This is a genomic window from Megasphaera sp. AM44-1BH (genome assembly GCF_003467125.1).
Taxonomy (GTDB): Bacteria; Bacillota; Negativicutes; order Veillonellales; family Megasphaeraceae; genus Megasphaera.
Genome location: NZ_QSFA01000006.1, coordinates 82,138 through 98,495 on the forward strand (window position 1 = coordinate 82,138; position 16,358 = coordinate 98,495).

Below are 16,358 nucleotides of genomic sequence, written 5' to 3' on the forward strand. Positions count from 1 at the left end.
AGGGGCTTTTCCGGCAAATGTCAAGCAGATGTGGTACAATAAGAAGAGAAAATGTTGTAACTGTGACGAAATTGTGATGGCCTGTCCATGGTGTTTCACAGGTTAGTCTGTTACAATGAAAGGAATCATTACGAATAAAAGGGTGAGCATATGGAAACAGATATATACGGCATATACAGAACGCGTCTGGAACAGGTCATGGAAACACTGGTCCGGGATATCCGGGCGTATAGTGACCAGGAAAAGGAACGCACCGGTTCGACCATTTATGAACATCTGCTGTACCGCATTAAAACAGACAGCAGTATGCGCGGTAAATGTGACCGGAAGGGGCTGCCGCAGACGGAACGTTCGGCACTGTATGACATCCACGACGCTATCGGTCTGCGCATCGTCTGCCGGTTTATCGACGATATTTATACCAATATCGACTGCATACGCCATCTGCCGCAGGTAGAAGTAGTAGAGGAAAAAGACTATGTCCGCCATGCCAAGCCCAATGGATACCGCAGCTATCATCTGATCCTGGCGGTGACGACGCCCTTTGCGGATGTCCTGGGGAACGATCCGGGACGGTACTTTGCGGAAGTACAGCTGCGGACACTGGCCATGGATTCCTGGGCCAGTCTGGAACATGAAATGAAATATAAGAAGCATATCCAGAATCCGGAAATGATCAGCCGCGAGTTGAAGCGCTGTGCCGATGAGCTGGCTTCGTGCGATTTATCCATGCAGACCATCCGGAATCTGATCCGTGCCGATCATACAGGAGGAAATGTGTAATGAAAATTTTACTGGCTGAAGATGAAAAGGATATGTCGGCTGCCCTGGTCGCCATACTGACCCATTCGGGATACGAAGTCGATCCGGTGTACGATGGGGAAGCAGCTGTCCAGATGGCACAGCGTCATTCCTACGATTGTATGGTATTCGATATCATGATGCCGAAACTCGACGGGGTACAGGCACTGCAGCAGATCCGCGACGGCGGTGATGTGACGCCGGTCATCATGCTGACGGCCAAATCAGAAGTAGCCGACCGCATCAACGGGCTCGATGCCGGGGCGGATGACTATCTGACCAAGCCCTTTGCCATGGCCGAGCTCCTGGCACGGCTGCGGGCCATGACACGCCGGTCTACGGCATTTACCCCACAGAAATTGCAGACCGGTTCCGTGTCTCTGGACGTGGCGGAACAGGAACTGTGCAGTACCAATGTGGTCCGTCTTTCGGCAAAAGAAACGAAGCTCATGCAGTTACTCATGCTGAACGCCGATAAGGATCTGACGACGGGAGAAATCCTCAGCCGCGTCTGGCCCGACGAAGAAGAGGATGAGAAAATCGTCTGGATATATATTTCCTATCTGAAAGAAAAGCTGGCGGCTATTGATGCCGATGTTACCATTACCGGCGGTGAAGGAGGCCCTTTCCGTCTCGTGCAGGAGTCCTGATATGAGTATGATCAAAAAGATGCACCGCAAGTTCATCCTGGCCGGTACAGCGGCCGTCATCATCATCGTTGTCGGTGCGCTGGCCGTCCTCAATGCGACGGTATATATGCACGAAGTGCGGGAAATCAACTGGATCATTACGTCCATTGCCGATAATGGCGGTACGCTGCCGGACGGTCATCAGATCCAGCGTGATGCCAGCTGGTCGGCTGTCGATAAACTCCTTCTCGATGGGGACGACTGGATTTCCAGTACACCTGATTTTCTCTACCAGGTACGGTATTTCTCTGTCTACTGGGATGCAGACCAGACTGTGTCCCGTGTCGATATCAGTCATACCGCTGCTTTTGATGCTTCTTCAGCAATTGTCTATGCCGACATGGCATCCCGCCTTTCCAGTGATAAAGGGTTCCTCAATAAAGATAAGGCCGTGTATGCCTATCTCAGGAAGGACTATCCCGATGGGTCCCGGCTGCTCATTGTACTGGACAGCACGAAAAATATCATGTCCATCAATCATATGCTGCGCTATTCCTTCTGGTTTGGCCTGGTTGTCATTATTCTGTATGTAATCATTCTGGCGGCTTTGTCCAGTCTGGCTATCCGGCCTTTTGTCCGCAATATGGAAAACCAGAAACGGTTCATTACCAATGCCGGCCATGAATTAAAGACGCCTATCGCCATCATTTCGGCCAATGCCGAGACGATTGAGATGCTCAACGGGAAGAGCCAGTGGACGGAGAATATTTTAAAACAGGTACGGCGCCAGTCCCAGCTGATCAATGACCTGATCATGCTGGCGAAGATGGGGGAACGGTCCCGGGCCGATATCACACTGCAGGATATGGATGTGTCCCGGGAAATCCAGTCGGCGGTCCAGGCGTTCGATGCACTGGCCAAAGACCAGGGAAAGACTCTTACGTCCCGCATCAAAGAAGGCATCCACATCACGGCAGACCAGCGCTGCGTCTACGAAATTGCCAGCATCCTCCTCGACAATGCCGTCAAGTATTGCGATGAAGCCGGGACGATTGCCGTAGTCCTTGCGACGAAAAAAATTGGCAAGGGGGCCGTACTGACCGTATCGAACGACTATGCCGCCGGGAAAGACGTGGATTACACGCGGTTCTTCGAACGTTTCTACCGTGGTGATGAATCTCACAGCAGCGCCAAAGCCGGATACGGTATCGGCCTGTCCATGGCGGAGGAACTGGTACAGCTTTTGAAAGGATCCATCAACGTGTCGTATAAGAACGGTATCATTACCTTTACGGTGACATTTTGATTCTGTTACCAGAATACGGACTTTGTGATATGATTAAGGTACATCGTTTCAGAAAGAACAGGTGAGCATATGGATACAAAAGATACGAAAAAACAACTATGCCGCATCGGGCGGAAAATGAAAGAAGGTGGATTGGTCGTGGCCTGCGACGGCAATATCAGCTATCGCCGCGACGACGGCCTGATTGTCATCACCCCTTCGGGTGTACCGAAGGGAGAACTCCGGCCGTCGGATCTGCTCGTCATCGATAGCAAGGGGCAGATTGTAAAAGGGAAGGGCAAAGCGTCGTCGGAAACGAGCCTTCATCTGGAAATCTACAAGGCCCGTCCCGACGTGAAAGCCATTGTCCACTGTCATCCCGTGACAGCTACGGCTGTCTCCGTGGCCGGGCTGGAATTTCCCAGTCAGATCGTGACGGAAGGACGGGATTTCCTCGGCCCTGTCGTCACCGTACCCTTTGCCGAACCGGGTTCGATGGATCTGGCCATCAAATGCGCCCAGGGACTGCAAAAGGTCAACGTCATCCTCATGGCAAGTCACGGGGCCTGTGCCGTAGGTTCGAACCTGAACGAGGCCTTCTACCGCATGGAAACGCTGGAATCGGTGGCTAAGATATACCGTAATGCCATGACCTTCCATGCAGCCTATGAGGTGATGCATGAAGAAGAACAGGTACACAGCCTGGCCGATGTATTTACGTTATAGGACATAAAAAAACAGGGACTATCCCATGATGCTGATGTGCGTTCATGGGACAGTTCCTGTTTTTTGTTTGACGTTTGATGTTTTAGACGGCGGCAAAGAAGACGTAGCGGATGATGAGGAAGGCAAGGGCTCCCATGACTGCCGTGCAGGGAATGGTAAGGACCCAGGCAGAAACCATCTGGCGCGCTACGTTCCAGTGAACGGCTTTGACACGCTGGGCGGCGCCGACACCCATGATGGAGCCCGATACGACGTGGGTCGTCGATACGGGCAGGTGCAGCAGTGTGGCCGTAAAGATGACGACTGCCGAGTTGAGGTCGGCAGCAAATCCGTGAATGGGATGCATCTTGAATATCTTGCCGCCGACGGTACGGATGATTTTCCATCCGCCTACACTGGTACCCAGGGCCATAGCAGCAGCGCAGAGCAGTTTGACGATAGTAGGGACTTCCAGGGTATCGATGAACCCGCCGGAAAGCAGGGCCAGTGTAATGATCCCCATGGATTTCTGGGCATCATTGGAACCGTGGGAAAAGGCCATGAGAGCGGCCGACAGGACCTGCAGCCGGTTGGCCGTCAGATTGACGACCGCCGGACGGTAGCTATGACAGACGGCAAAGATGAGATTCATGATAATATACCCGACGACGATAGCGGTAATCGGGGACAGAATCAGGGAGAGGAAAATCTTCAGTATGCCCCAGCCGTTGAGGGCCCCGAAGCCGACAGAAATGGCTACGGCGCCAATCATACCGCCGATGAGCGCATGGGAGGAACTGGAGGGCATGCCGACGTACCAGGTCAGGAGGTTCCAGATGATGGCCCCTGTCAGGCCGGCGACGATGATCAGCTCGTTGATCATATTGGCCGAAATGACGATATCGCCGCCGATCGTTTTGGCAACGCCTGTAGAAATCATGGCACCGATAAAGTTCAGGATGGCCGTACCGATGATAGCCAGACCGGGACGGATAGCCCGCGTCGATACGCAGGTGGCGATGGCGTTGGCCGTATCGTGGAACCCGTTGATAAAATCGAAAATCAGGGCCAGGACGACGACGAGGATAATCATGTACGTATCAAGCATACTTCATAACCACTCCTTTGATCAGGTTACCCAGAGCTTCTACTTTATCCGCTGTTTCTTCGATGGACGCCATCGTATCTTTCCAGCGGATGACATCCAGAAGTGGCATTTCCCCGCTGAAGATGCGGGACATTTCTGAACGATAAATATGATCGACTTCTGTTTCCATCTTGTTGAGCTTTTCCGTATGGTAAATGAGTTCTGCCTGGTGCTTGTCGATATTCTTTAACAATTCAAAGGTGCTGGCCAGTTCATTTCCCATCTCGATGAGGACTTCCGTACCGCGCACGGCAGCCGGCGTCGATTGGGTAATATGGTACATATCGACGCGCATGATAAAGCCGTGGAGATTGTCGATGCAGTCTTCCAGCCGGCAGGACAGATTGTAAAAATCTTCTCTGTCAATCGGCGTGATAAATACGCGGGCCAGCTGCTTGATGACGTCGAAATTGACCTTATCGGCGCCGTGTTCCAGGTTGGTGATTTCTTCCATATGATCCGGAAGGAGCGACAGGTCTTTCATGACCTCGTTGGCGATGACAGCGCCGCGCCGGAATTTCTCGGCGTTTTCGATGAGATAGTCAAAAAATTCTTCGTGTTTATTGCTGATGCTGAACATGTAAGGTACGCCTCCTAATATACTCTTTCCAAAGTATACGTATACTTTGTCAGTTCTTTGTAAATACTTTGTAAAAACCATATAAAAATAGAGTGGTTTATTTACTACTATTTTACCATGCTTTACCGGTTCCTGACATGTATACATGGCGAAAAACAAAAAAATAACTGACAGCCGGAAAGTTTCCGGATGCCAGTCACGATTAGTGGATCATTGCCGTTACGAGGAGAGCCAGATGATTGACGCCCTGGGGTACACAGGCCGGTACATAGGTCACGATGAGTGCCGTAGAGGCCAGGCCTACGATGGTCAGCCATGCTTCACAGTCGCTGCCCCAGATGTATTCGCCGAGCTTGACACAGGCGCCGCCAATAGCTACCAGAGCGACGAGCAGGGCCAGCGTTGCCATGGGACTGCCCGGATACAGATGGCTCAGTACGAGAAGTACGAATAAGCCTATTACAATCAGGTTTTTCATCAAGTATTTCCCCCTCAAGTTTATAATGACTTTATTATAGTCATGGGAGGGCTCGTAGTCAATTACTAATGATTATTTCTTTGTATCAGTACTGCAAGTATAAAATGTGTTATGAGACTAGTTCAAACGCCTATGATTTGCTATAATAAAAAACTGGGAAGAATCAGGAAAAGAAGGTAGAAACGGATGAGCTGGCTGAAGAAACAATTAGGAAAAGTAAAGACCGGACTGAACCGGCAGGTACGCCCTGGGGCTGATCCTGTGCTGGATGACATCCGGGCGTATACGAAACAGCCGGCAGAGAATCTTTCGGAATACGAACGGCTGCTGGCGGTATTGCGGAACAGCGCATCCGTGCTGGTATCGTATCCCCGGTTTGAAGCCGATGCAAAGGCTCTGTGGAATGTGTCCTATGAAGGAACGCTGGCAAAGGCCGATAAGATCCGCTTCATCGGTACTCAGATTCCGATTATTTGTGACAGCATAGAACGGCATCTGTATATGGTCCGGACAGCGCGGCAGGCGAAAGCCTCGTATTTTGAGAATCATGAGACTACACGCAATAAAATCGAAACGCGCAATCTGGCGCTGGATAGTGTCAGGAAGGCCTTGAAGGAAGCTGTATCGTATGTCCGGGACCGGGAAGACGAATATGACACTGACTGGGCCGGCAGGAAATGCGTCCCCCTGGATGACTGGACGGAAACGGAAGATTTCTACCGGCGCCTGCTGCAGGGTATCCGTAATTTTACGACGTGGCAGCCCGTGTTTGCCAAACTGGATGATGCGGCCCGCTTTGCCCGGACGCTGGCAGACTACGAAGCTTCGGCACAGGAGGCGGAAGGCCTCTGGCACGACTGGAAGGAACGGTGCCGGGCTTATGGAGAGGAACAGACAGAACTTTCCCGTCAGCGCCGGCTGATCATGAAAGAAGAAGAGGAATATGAACATTCCGGCCTCTGGGGCCGCAAGCCCGTCTTTGATTTCAGCCGCCGGGGCCATCATCTGGAACAGCACCGGGAAGAACTGGAAGACCGGGAAGACCGGCTGGAAGAGGAATGGTATGACCTGCAGAAAGAGTACAAAGGCTATTGCAACCGGGTGCTCGATATCTGTGACGAACTATGTGATTATGTCATTGTCCTTATGGACTGCCTGGAAGAAGAAAAGCAGTCCAATATCCGCAATGGTGAGAAGCTGGAGGCAGACTATGAAGCCGGCCACGAGGACATACGCCGTCTCGATGAGGAATATGAACGGGCAAGGCATGTGCTGGACACATTAACATCACTGGGAGGAACGGAAGATGGAGTTTGAAGAAATACCCAAACGGCGGAAAATACAGGATTTTTTCCCCGAAGAAACGCCCCGTCCCAAACGGAGGACGAGGATAGATGTAAAACGGCAGAAACGTCATAAAGTTGATACGTACCTCGATGATGCGGACTGGCAGTCTTTGCAGCGCTACTGTGAACGAGCCGATGAAAAGCCGTCGGTCCTGCTGCGCCGTCTGCTGCGGCAATTTTTAAGGGAAGAGAAGGGATAGGAAATGGAACGTCTGGATATTTATGATTACCGCGGTGTGCCTACGGGCAGGACCATCGACCGCAGTCAGGAAGGCACATTGTCCGATGGGGAATATTTTCTCATCGTCCATGTGTGCATCTTTGACCATGCAGGACGGCTTCTCATCCAGCAGCGGAAAAAGCCCGGTGACCCCCTGGACGGATGCTGGGACCTGACCGTTGCCGGACATGTGCACAGCGGCGAATCGAGCCAGGCGGCGGCTATGAGAGAGGTCCGCGAAGAAATCGGCCTCCCTGTCGATCTTACCGGACAGGCTCCGCTCATGCGGCTCCGCTTCCATCACGGATTTGACGATATTTACGTCGTCATCGCCGACGTCTCTCTGGAATCGCTGCATCTGCAGGACGCAGAAGTCCGGGCTGCCCGCTATGCCTGCCGGGAGGACGTGCTCCAGATGATTCACCGCAGGCAGTTCCTGCCCTATATGGACAGTTTTATCGAATCACTGTATGATATGCGATGCTCCAACGGCTTCATCCGCAGTGACGCGCCGGCGGATCTACAGTGAACGTGCAATCTGCCGGGATGACTCTGGTCACTGTGATGAAGAAAGGGTATAATAAAACTATAGAATTCCAAAAATGAGGTGTGTAATATGGCAAAGAACTATTATGAATTGCACGTAGCCGGCTGTACGCGGCAGCTTCCGATTATTAAATTAAATGACGATCTGGCTATTGCCGGCTTTGTCATCCTGGGCGATGTGGACATTGTGTCGGCTACGGCAAAGGAACTGGTGAAAAAAATGCCGGCTCATACCGATGTCATTATGACTGCAGAAACGAAAGGAATCCCCCTGGCCCACGAAATGGCCCGCCTGAGCGGCATGAAGCAATACGTCGTAGCGCGCAAGTCCGTCAAGGCATACATGGATGATCCCATCTGGGTGGAAGACGAATCCATCACGACAGCGGGCAAACAGCGTCTCTATCTCTCTGCTGCAGACGTGGCCCTCCTGCGCGGCAGAAACGTCCTCCTCGTCGATGACGTCATCAGCACGGGCGGATCCATGAAAGCCCTCAAAGCACTGGCCGAAAAAGCCGGGGCACACATTGCCGGGCAGGCCGCCATCCTGGCAGAAGGGGATGCGGCAAAACGGGAGGATATCATCTATCTGGCACCGCTGCCCCTGTTAAAGCCGGAAGATGCCGAATAATCTGTAGAGGTAACAAACATTTTCTCTTGCATTTCCCGTGTCTTTATGCTAAACTAGTCTAGCATAGGTTTTGTATGATAGATGAGAAGAGGTGTAAATTTTGAAAGAAGGAATCCATCCGAAATACTACAGCAACGCCAAAGTAACGTGTGCTTGTGGTAATACATTCGAAACAGGTTCGACTAAACCGGAACTGCGTGTTGAAATTTGCTCTAAATGCCATCCGTTCTTTACAGGCCAGCAGCGTGCCCAGCAGGCTCGTGGCCGTATCGAACAGTTCAATAAACGTTATGGTAAAAAAGCTAGTAAATAAGCAGTACAAGTGTGCAGCAGAGCAGAAATGCTCTGCTCTATTTGTTTGTGTGGAAATGGGGTGTGCCTTTTGAAGAAACCCACTACATATGTAGGCGGACAGGCTGTCATTGAGGGCGTCATGATGCGGGGACCGAAATATATTGCTACAGCGGTGCGGACGCCGTCCGGCCAGATTACGGTCAAAAAAGATGAAGTACATTCACTGTGTGAACGGTATCCCATTTTGAAGAAGCCCCTGCTGCGCGGCACCATTGCTTTGTATGAGTCGCTGGTATATGGCATGAAATGCCTGTCTTATTCTGCCCAGGCTGCCGGTGAAGAAGAAGAGGAACTGTCCCGCCCGCAGATGATTGCTACCATGGCATTCTCTATCGTGCTGGCCATCGTCATTTTTCTCCTCATTCCGACGTATGGCGCCAAATTCATACCGGGCGTCATGGACAGCGCCGTCCGGCTGAACATAGTCGAAGGCGTATTGCGATTGCTTATTTTTCTATTATATATATGGGGCATTTCCCTTACGAGTGATATCCGCCGTGTCTATGAATACCACGGCGCTGAACATAAAACCATCTGGACCTACGAATCGGGAGAAGAACTGACCGTTGAAAATGTCAAAAAACACAGCCGTCTCCATCCGCGGTGCGGCACCAATTTCCTGCTTATCGTCATGGTCGTTTCTATTTTCGTCTTTGCCTTCCTAGGCTGGCCGAATCTGGCCGAACGGATGATATCGCGGATCCTTCTGATGCCGGTCGTTGCCGGTATCAGTTATGAAATGATCCGCATAGCGGCACGGACGGAAAGTCCCTTTGTCCAGGCCCTGTTCAAGCCCGGTCTGTATCTCCAGTATCTGACGACGCGGGAACCCCACGCCGATCAGATTGAAGTGGCTATTGAAGCGATGAACGCTGCCAAACCGGAAGACCATGAGGAAACGCCGGATGGTGATACGGCCACTGTGACGATCACGCCGGCAGGACCGGGGGAGGAAGATGCATCCCGTGCCGAATCGGCATAAACCGGGAGTGCTGTAAAGAAAGAGAGGTATTTACGTGTTTATTGATAAAGTGCAGGCCGTTGAAAATAAATTTATAGATCTGGAACAACGCATCAGTGACCCGTCGGTCATTGCCCGGCAGGAGGAATGGCAGAAACTGACGAAGGAACATGCATCGCTGGCCCCGATTGTGGAAACGTACCGCCAGTACAAGGATGTGACGGAGCAGATCCAGGGCGACCGGGAACTATTGAAAGACCCGGAAAGCGATGGGGAAATCATTGCCATGGCCAAAGAGGAATTAGCGGAACTGGAAAAGAAACAGTCCGGGCTGGAAGACGAACTGCATATCCTCATGCTGCCCAAAGATCCGCGGGATGACAAGAACGTCATCATGGAAATCCGTGGCGGTGCCGGCGGCGATGAAGCGGCCCTCTTTGCCGGCGATTTATTCCGCATGTATATGAAATACATCGAAAAGCAGCCCGGCTGGAAAGCCAGCATCATCAGTTCCAATGCACCGGAACTGGGCGGATTTAAGGAAGTTATTTTCTCTGTCGAAGGCCATGGTGTCTATGGCAAGCTGAAATATGAATCGGGCGTACATCGCGTACAGCGTGTCCCCGTTACGGAAGCGGGCGGCCGTATCCACACGTCTACGGCTACGGTTGCCGTACTGCCCGAAGCAGAAGACGTAGAAGTCAATCTGAATATGGACGATGTACGCGTTGATTATTATCGTTCCAGTGGGGCTGGCGGCCAGCACGTCAATAAGACGAGTTCGGCTGTCCGCATGACCCATATCCCGACGGGGATTGTCGTCGAATGTCAGGATGAACGGTCCCAGCTGGAAAACCGGGCCAAGGCGATGCGCGTACTGAAAGCACGCCTGCTGGACAAGGCCCAGCAGGAAGCCGATGCGGAAGTAACAGAAGCACGGCGCAGCCAGGTCGGTACAGGCGACCGGAGCGAACGGATCCGTACCTATAATTTCCCCCAGGGCCGGGTAACGGACCACCGCATCAACCTGACGCTGTACAAGCTGGAAAATGTCCTCAACGGCGATCTCGATGAATTTATTCAGGCTCTGGCAGAAGCGCACCGGGCAGAGCTGATGAAGGAAGAATCGGATGATGAATAAACTGTGGACCATCGGGGCGCTCCTTGCGTGGACGACGCAGTTCTTTACGTCGAAAGGCATCGATTCGCCGCGCCTCGATGCGGAAATCCTCCTGTCCCACGTGCTGAACAAGGAGCGGATTTATCTGTATGCCCATTATGATGAGCCCATGACGACAGAGGAACTGGCTGCCTACCGGGAACTGGTGAAAAAGCGGGCGGATCGTCTGTCCGTGGCCCATATTCTGGGAGAAAAGTCGTTCATGGGGCTGGATTTTCTGGTCAATGAACAGGTACTCATTCCCCGGCCGGAAACGGAAATGCTGGTTGAAACCGTGCTGGAGCAGCTAACGCAGGATTCACAGGCACATATCCTCGATATCGGGACGGGAAGCGGAGCCATCTTGCTGAGCGTCCTTCATGAACGGCCGCAGTGCCGGGGGCTGGGCGTCGATATTTCGCAGCAGGCTCTGGACGTAGCCCGGAAGAACGGGGAACGACTGGGCCTTTCGGACCGGGTGAGCTGGAAGATAAGTGACCTTCTGGCATCAGTGCCGCCGGCTGCCTATGACTGGGTCGTATCCAACCCGCCGTATCTGACGGCAGACGATATGCATCACCTGCAGCCCGAAGTGCGTCATGATCCGGCACTGGCCCTGTTCGGAGGTGAAGACGGTCTGGAGTATTACCGCCGCATCGCCGGGGATGTCGTGCCCTACGTAAAGGTAGACGGCTTTTGCGCCATCGAGGCCGGTGCCGGCCAGAGCCGGGATATTGCCTCGATTTTTACCAGTACCGGTCATTTTGCATTACAACGAATAGTAAACGATTATGGCGGCATTGAACGGGTCGTCGTTTTTCAGCGAAAAGAGTAGATATGTGTGAAACAGACAAAAATGGTCCGCATAACGGACGTAGAAAAAGATAAAGCTATACTGGAAGAAGCAGGCCGCATCATCCGGGATGGCGGTATCGTCGTATTCCCGACAGAAACGGTATATGGCATTGGTGCCAACGGTCTCGATGCCGACTGCTGCCGCAGCATTTATGCGGCCAAGGGACGGCCCAGCGATAATCCGCTCATCCTGACCGTACCGGACCAGGAAGCGGCCCATCAGGTAGCGGCGTATATTTCGCCGACGGCACAGAAGCTCCTCGACGCGTTCTGGCCGGGGCCTCTCACAATCATATTCCCGCGTAAATCCTGCGTGCCCGATGCCGCGACGGGAGGGCTGGATACAGTTGCCCTGCGCTGCCCGGACCACGACATTGCTCATGCATTCCTCAAGGCTGCCGGTGTGCCCGTAGCCGCTCCCAGTGCCAACCGGTCCGGCCGGCCCAGCCCGACGACGGCGGAAGAAGTGGCCCACGACATGGATGGACGGGTCGATATGATCATCGATGGCGGCCCCTGCCATATCGGCGTCGAATCGACGATTATTGAATGTCATGACGACGATACGGTCACCATTCTCCGTCCCGGCGGTGTGACTCTTGCTATGCTGGAAGAAGTCGTCGGAAAAGGAAAGGTCGATGTAGACCGCAATATCATAACAGGAAAAGGCGTGCCCAAGGCACCGGGGATGAAGTACCGCCACTATGCGCCGTCGGCTCCGGTTACGGTCTATGTGGGCTCCGTAGAGCACGTACAGCAGGCCATGGCACAGCAGGCGCTGGAACTGACGGCAGAAGGAAAGAAAGTTGGCTTTCTCGTCAGCCGCCAGACGGCAGAAGCCTTCCCGAAAGACGCCATGTATATCTGGGGCGATCACGGCGACAAAGCGGCCCTGGCAGCCCAGCTCTACACGGGTCTGTTGTTCTTTGACAGTGTCCACGTAGACCATATCCTGGCCGAAGGTACCGATGAAGGAGGCCTGGGAATGGCCATCATGAACCGCATGAAAAAATCTGCCGGAGGCGATGTGCGCTCCGTATAACGAATGCTTTATTTTTCTGTCCTGTCAGAGTATAATAAATAAGAAAAGCAAGGGTGTCTGTCGCATCTGTGTTTATTTTATTTATGTACAGGAGGAATCAGTCTATGAAATTAGTAATTGGTGCCGACCACGGTGGTTTTGATTTGAAGGAAAACATCAAGCAGTACCTGGACGAACAGGGGATTGCCTATACCGACTATGGCACACATACACCGGAACGGTGTGACTATCCGGTCATTGCCAAAAAAGTTGCACAAGCCGTTGCAGACGGTACGTTTGACAGAGGCATCCTTATCTGCGGTACCGGCATCGGTATCGGTATTGCTGCCAACAAGGTCCATGGCATCCGGGCTGCGTTGTGCCACGATATGTTCTCGGCCGAATATTGCCGCCGCCACAATGACGCCAATATCCTCACCATGGGCGGCCGGGTCATCGGGCCGGGCCTTGCAAGGGAAATCGTCCGTATTTTCCTTTCTACGGGATTTGACGGCGGGCGTCATGAAGTCCGGGTCAATATGATTAAGGAAATGGATAAATAAGCCGCGAGGCGGTTCGTGAAGAAAGGATTATACCACATGCAGATCGAAGTATTAAACCATCCGCTGATTCAGCATAAAGTGACGCTGATGCGGAAAAAAGAAACAGATTCCAAGGATTTCCGTGAACTTCTGGAAGAAATTACCATGCTCATGGCATATGAAATCACCCGGGACCTGCCGCTGGAAGATATAGAAATCGAAACGCCGCTGCAGAAGATGACAGGCAAACAGATCAGCGGCAAAAAGCTGGTCATCGTCCCGATCCTGCGCGCCGGCCTGGGAATGGTACAGGGCATGCTCAATCTCATGCCTATGGCCAAAGTAGGGCACATCGGCCTGTACCGGGATCCGGAAACGAAGAAACCCGTCGAATATTATTGCAAGATGCCCGATATCGAAGGTCGTGATTTCATCATCGTCGATCCGATGCTGGCTACCGGTGGCAGCGCTTCGGCAGCGATTACACTGCTCAAGCAGCGGGGAATCAAAAACATCAAGTTCATTTGTCTGGTCGCAGCTCCTGAAGGGGTGCAGTGCCTGAACCGTGAACATCCCGATGTCAAGATTTATGCAGCCGCCCTCGATGACCGTCTGAATGAAAACTGCTACATCCTGCCCGGTCTGGGCGATGCCGGTGACCGCATTTTTGGCACGAAATAACAAAAAAGGGAATGCGATTCCCATATAAAAAGACTGTAACGAAATGGGCCATGCCGTTTCGTTACAGTCTTTTTTGTCATCAGTGGGCGCAGGCGACGTGGCCGATTTCTTCCGGCACATAGGGCGTTTCCTGATAGACCAGGTTGAGCCAGTTGTGGTAGAAGATATGGGCATAACTGCACCAGGTAAAGGCCGGCGTATTGCGGTCATCGTCATGGGGATAATAGTTGGCCGGCGGAGCGATGGGCAGTCCCTTGTTTTTGTCGCGCAGGTATTCTTTAGCCAGCGTATCCCTGTCGTATTCAAAGTGGCCGAGGACGAAAAACTGCCGGTTGTTTGGCGTGCCGATGATATTGATACCGTTTTTGGTATTGCGGGAGAGGATTTCCAACTCCGGTGTATTGTAGACGGCAATGTCATCGATAGCCGTATGGCGCGACTGGGGAATGAAATACCGGTCATCGAATCCCCGCAAGAGCGGATGATGGCGCCGCGTGAGCTGGTATTCGTATATGCCGAACAACTTCTGGGGCAGGAGCTGCTTCTGGATATGATAGAAATGATAGAGTGCGGCCTGGGCTCCCCAGCAGAAGGACAAGGTGGAATAGACATGGGTACGGGACCAGTCCAGATATTTTATCAGTTCCGGCCAGTAATCGACTTCTTCGAAGGGCAGCGTTTCTACCGGTGCGCCGGTGATGATAAAGCCGTCATAGTACTTGTCCCTGATTTCGTCAAAGGTGCAATAATTGGCATCGAGGTAGGAGGCGTCGGTGTTGCTGCTCACATGGGTAGCGGTATGACAGAAATCGACCTCTACCTGCAGGGGAGAATCGCCGAGGAGACGGAGGTACTGTAGTTCCGTGATTTTCTTGAGAGGCATGAGATTCAGGATCAGGATGCGCAGGGGACGGATGTCCTGGTGGAGTGCTTTGCGGCGGTCAATGGTCGCGATTCCTTCTTCGTGTAATTTTTCTTTTGCAGATAAACCGTCAATGATTTTGATAGGCATAATGTGATTCCTCTTTTCTTGTGATATATGTGAGTTACTTGACGGTTGCCGGCATGATACAAAAAAAGCTCCCGTCCCAACAAGGGACGGAAGCACCGTGATACCACCCAATTTCACTGCTTTCTCACGAAAACAGCCTCTTCAGGTACGCAGGCCCTGGGGCCATCAATACCATAGTACGATAACGGGTACAACCGGACGGCCTGACTATTCGGCACGCCTGCTCAGAGTCCATCTTCTGCAGCGCTTTCTGTGCTCCCTTGCACCGGACAGGAGCTCTCTGTGACAGTCCCTGCTGCATACTCTTCTCGTCTTAGCAACACTATCAAGTTGATGGGCTCATTCTAACACGCTTATACCAGATTGTCAAATAGAAATTGTAAGAAAAATAACTTGACAAAGACTGCCGGGACGGGTAATATACATAAGTAAGCTTTTCACTTGGACTCCACCAGCCCCGGAGAAAAAGATCCTAAAGCTTAGGCTTAAGATAGTTATTCAGGGAGGATTATACAGCATGAAAACTACATTTATGGCCAACGCCAGCAACATTGAACGTAAATGGTATGTTGTTGACGCTGAAGGTCAGACATTAGGTCGTCTTGCTGCCGAAGTCGCAAAAGTTCTTCGGGGAAAACATAAACCGACATTTACCCCGCATGTAGATACAGGCGATTATGTAATCGTTGTAAACGCAGCAAAAGTAAAACTCACAGGTAAAAAACTCATTCAGAAGACGTATTTCCGTCATTCCGGTTATCCCGGTGGTTCTTCGTTTACACAGGCAGGCCACATGCTTGAAAAACGTCCGGAACGCGTTGTTGAAATGGCTGTTCGCGGCATGCTGCCGAAGAACAAGCTGGGTGAACAGATGTATCGCAAACTGAACGTATATGCTGGTGCTGAACATCCGCATCAGGCACAGCAGCCAGAAGAATTAAAGTTGGACATTCGTTAATATAACCGGGAGGAAGATTTCATGGCAGTAGCACAGTACTACGGCACTGGCCGTAGAAAAACCTCCGTTGCCAGAGTTCGTCTGGTTCCGGGTCAGGGTAATATCACAGTAAACAAAAAAGGATTAACCGAATATTTCGGCCGTAAAACGCTGGAACTCGTTATTAGACAGCCCCTCGTACTGACCGGCGTTACGGAACAGTATGATGTCATCGCTGACGTAAAAGGCGGTGGCCCGTCCGGCCAGGCTGGCGCTATCCGTCACGGTATCAGCCGCGCACTTCTCGAAGTCGATGCTGATTTCCGTCAACCCCTCAAAAAAGCTGGCCTTCTGACACGTGATCCGCGTGAAAAAGAACGCCGTAAATACGGCCTCAAGAAAGCCCGTAAGGCTTCCCAGTTCAGCAAACGTTAATATACGCGTATATTTCCACAAACCTATGCAACA

21 protein-coding genes and 1 other annotated feature are annotated in these 16,358 nt (G+C 52.1%); of the genes, 17 read left to right on the top strand and 4 right to left on the bottom strand.

What is annotated here, in order from left to right:
- The first annotated feature begins 150 nt into the window (after positions 1–150).
- From DW949_RS06030 to DW949_RS06045, 4 genes are all read left to right on the top strand, one after another.
- Positions 151–783 carry a GTP pyrophosphokinase family protein gene (locus DW949_RS06030; RefSeq protein ID WP_118022338.1) on the top strand — a complete coding sequence of 211 codons (633 nt, stop codon included), beginning with the start codon at positions 151–153 and terminating at the stop codon, positions 781–783.
- On the top strand, positions 783–1,451 hold the full coding sequence (locus tag DW949_RS06035; protein WP_118022339.1) for a response regulator transcription factor: 669 nt from the start codon (positions 783–785) through the stop codon (positions 1,449–1,451). Before DW949_RS06030 ends, DW949_RS06035 begins: the two co-directional genes overlap by 1 nt.
- 1 nt (position 1,452) lies before the next feature.
- Positions 1,453–2,736: a HAMP domain-containing sensor histidine kinase gene (locus tag DW949_RS06040; protein ID WP_118022340.1), complete on the top strand. Its 1,284-nt coding sequence runs from the start codon at positions 1,453–1,455 to the stop codon at positions 2,734–2,736.
- 69 nt (positions 2,737–2,805) lie between these two features.
- On the top strand, positions 2,806–3,441 hold the full coding sequence (locus DW949_RS06045; protein ID WP_118022341.1) for a class II aldolase/adducin family protein: 636 nt from the start codon (positions 2,806–2,808) through the stop codon (positions 3,439–3,441).
- Between the two features lie 82 nt (positions 3,442–3,523).
- On the opposite strand, the gene DW949_RS06050 is transcribed toward DW949_RS06045, so the two are convergent.
- The 3 genes from DW949_RS06050 to DW949_RS06060 all read right to left on the bottom strand — a co-directional run bounded on the left by DW949_RS06050 (position 3,524) and on the right by DW949_RS06060 (position 5,625).
- Positions 3,524–4,528, bottom strand: a complete 1,005-nt coding sequence (locus tag DW949_RS06050; protein WP_118022342.1) for an inorganic phosphate transporter — start codon at positions 4,526–4,528, stop codon at positions 3,524–3,526.
- Positions 4,521–5,147, bottom strand: a complete 627-nt coding sequence (locus DW949_RS06055) for a DUF47 domain-containing protein (RefSeq protein WP_118022343.1) — start codon at positions 5,145–5,147, stop codon at positions 4,521–4,523. Before DW949_RS06055 ends, DW949_RS06050 begins: the two co-directional genes overlap by 8 nt.
- 202 nt (positions 5,148–5,349) lie before the next feature.
- On the bottom strand, positions 5,350–5,625 hold the full coding sequence (locus DW949_RS06060) for a hypothetical protein (protein WP_118022344.1): 276 nt from the start codon (positions 5,623–5,625) through the stop codon (positions 5,350–5,352).
- Positions 5,626–5,811: 186 nt separating this feature from the next.
- Between DW949_RS06060 and DW949_RS06065 the strand changes: the two genes are divergently transcribed.
- From DW949_RS06065 to upp, 11 genes are all read left to right on the top strand, one after another.
- Entirely contained in the window at positions 5,812–6,942 is a 1,131-nt protein-coding gene (locus DW949_RS06065; RefSeq protein WP_118022345.1) for a hypothetical protein, read from the top strand.
- Positions 6,932–7,171, top strand: coding sequence for a hypothetical protein (locus DW949_RS06070; protein WP_118022346.1), 240 nt, complete (start codon positions 6,932–6,934; stop codon positions 7,169–7,171). Before DW949_RS06065 ends, DW949_RS06070 begins: the two co-directional genes overlap by 11 nt.
- Positions 7,172–7,174: 3 nt before the next feature.
- Positions 7,175–7,720, top strand: coding sequence for an NUDIX domain-containing protein (locus DW949_RS06075; RefSeq protein ID WP_118022347.1), 546 nt, complete (start codon positions 7,175–7,177; stop codon positions 7,718–7,720).
- 87 nt (positions 7,721–7,807) lie between these two features.
- Entirely contained in the window at positions 7,808–8,368 is a 561-nt protein-coding gene (locus tag DW949_RS06080) for a phosphoribosyltransferase family protein (RefSeq protein ID WP_118022348.1), read from the top strand.
- A gap of 100 nt (positions 8,369–8,468) precedes the next feature.
- Positions 8,469–8,681 carry a 50S ribosomal protein L31 gene (gene rpmE / locus DW949_RS06085; RefSeq protein ID WP_059075966.1) on the top strand — a complete coding sequence of 71 codons (213 nt, stop codon included), beginning with the start codon at positions 8,469–8,471 and terminating at the stop codon, positions 8,679–8,681.
- Between the two features lie 69 nt (positions 8,682–8,750).
- On the top strand, positions 8,751–9,704 hold the full coding sequence (locus DW949_RS06090; protein WP_118022349.1) for a DUF1385 domain-containing protein: 954 nt from the start codon (positions 8,751–8,753) through the stop codon (positions 9,702–9,704).
- Between the two features lie 34 nt (positions 9,705–9,738).
- The gene (gene prfA / locus DW949_RS06095) at positions 9,739–10,824 is read left to right on the top strand and encodes a peptide chain release factor 1 (RefSeq protein ID WP_118022350.1); all 1,086 of its coding nucleotides are present in this window, start codon (positions 9,739–9,741) and stop codon (positions 10,822–10,824) included.
- A complete protein-coding gene (prmC, locus tag DW949_RS06100; protein ID WP_370448723.1) occupies positions 10,814–11,677 on the top strand; it encodes a peptide chain release factor N(5)-glutamine methyltransferase in 864 nt (287 codons plus the stop codon). Before prfA ends, prmC begins: the two co-directional genes overlap by 11 nt.
- Positions 11,678–11,683: 6 nt before the next feature.
- Entirely contained in the window at positions 11,684–12,739 is a 1,056-nt protein-coding gene (locus DW949_RS06105; protein WP_118022351.1) for an L-threonylcarbamoyladenylate synthase, read from the top strand.
- Between the two features lie 104 nt (positions 12,740–12,843).
- Entirely contained in the window at positions 12,844–13,281 is a 438-nt protein-coding gene (rpiB, locus tag DW949_RS06110; protein ID WP_118022352.1) for a ribose 5-phosphate isomerase B, read from the top strand.
- Between the two features lie 36 nt (positions 13,282–13,317).
- Positions 13,318–13,941 carry a uracil phosphoribosyltransferase gene (upp, locus tag DW949_RS06115; protein WP_059075971.1) on the top strand — a complete coding sequence of 208 codons (624 nt, stop codon included), beginning with the start codon at positions 13,318–13,320 and terminating at the stop codon, positions 13,939–13,941.
- Between the two features lie 79 nt (positions 13,942–14,020).
- Here the strand turns inward: upp and metA are convergent, their stop codons facing one another.
- The gene (gene metA, locus DW949_RS06120) at positions 14,021–14,953 is read right to left on the bottom strand and encodes a homoserine O-succinyltransferase (RefSeq protein ID WP_118022353.1); all 933 of its coding nucleotides are present in this window, start codon (positions 14,951–14,953) and stop codon (positions 14,021–14,023) included.
- 79 nt (positions 14,954–15,032) lie between these two features.
- Positions 15,033–15,277, bottom strand: a binding site (T-box leader).
- A 193-nt stretch (positions 15,278–15,470) separates the two neighbouring features.
- On the opposite strand from metA, the gene rplM reads away from it, so the two are divergent.
- Positions 15,471–15,911, top strand: coding sequence for a 50S ribosomal protein L13 (rplM, locus tag DW949_RS06125; RefSeq protein WP_118022354.1), 441 nt, complete (start codon positions 15,471–15,473; stop codon positions 15,909–15,911).
- A 21-nt stretch (positions 15,912–15,932) separates the two neighbouring features.
- Positions 15,933–16,325 (top strand): 30S ribosomal protein S9, encoded by a 393-nt coding sequence (gene rpsI, locus DW949_RS06130; protein ID WP_118022355.1) that lies wholly within the window; start codon positions 15,933–15,935, stop codon positions 16,323–16,325.
- Positions 16,326–16,358 lie beyond the last annotated feature (33 nt).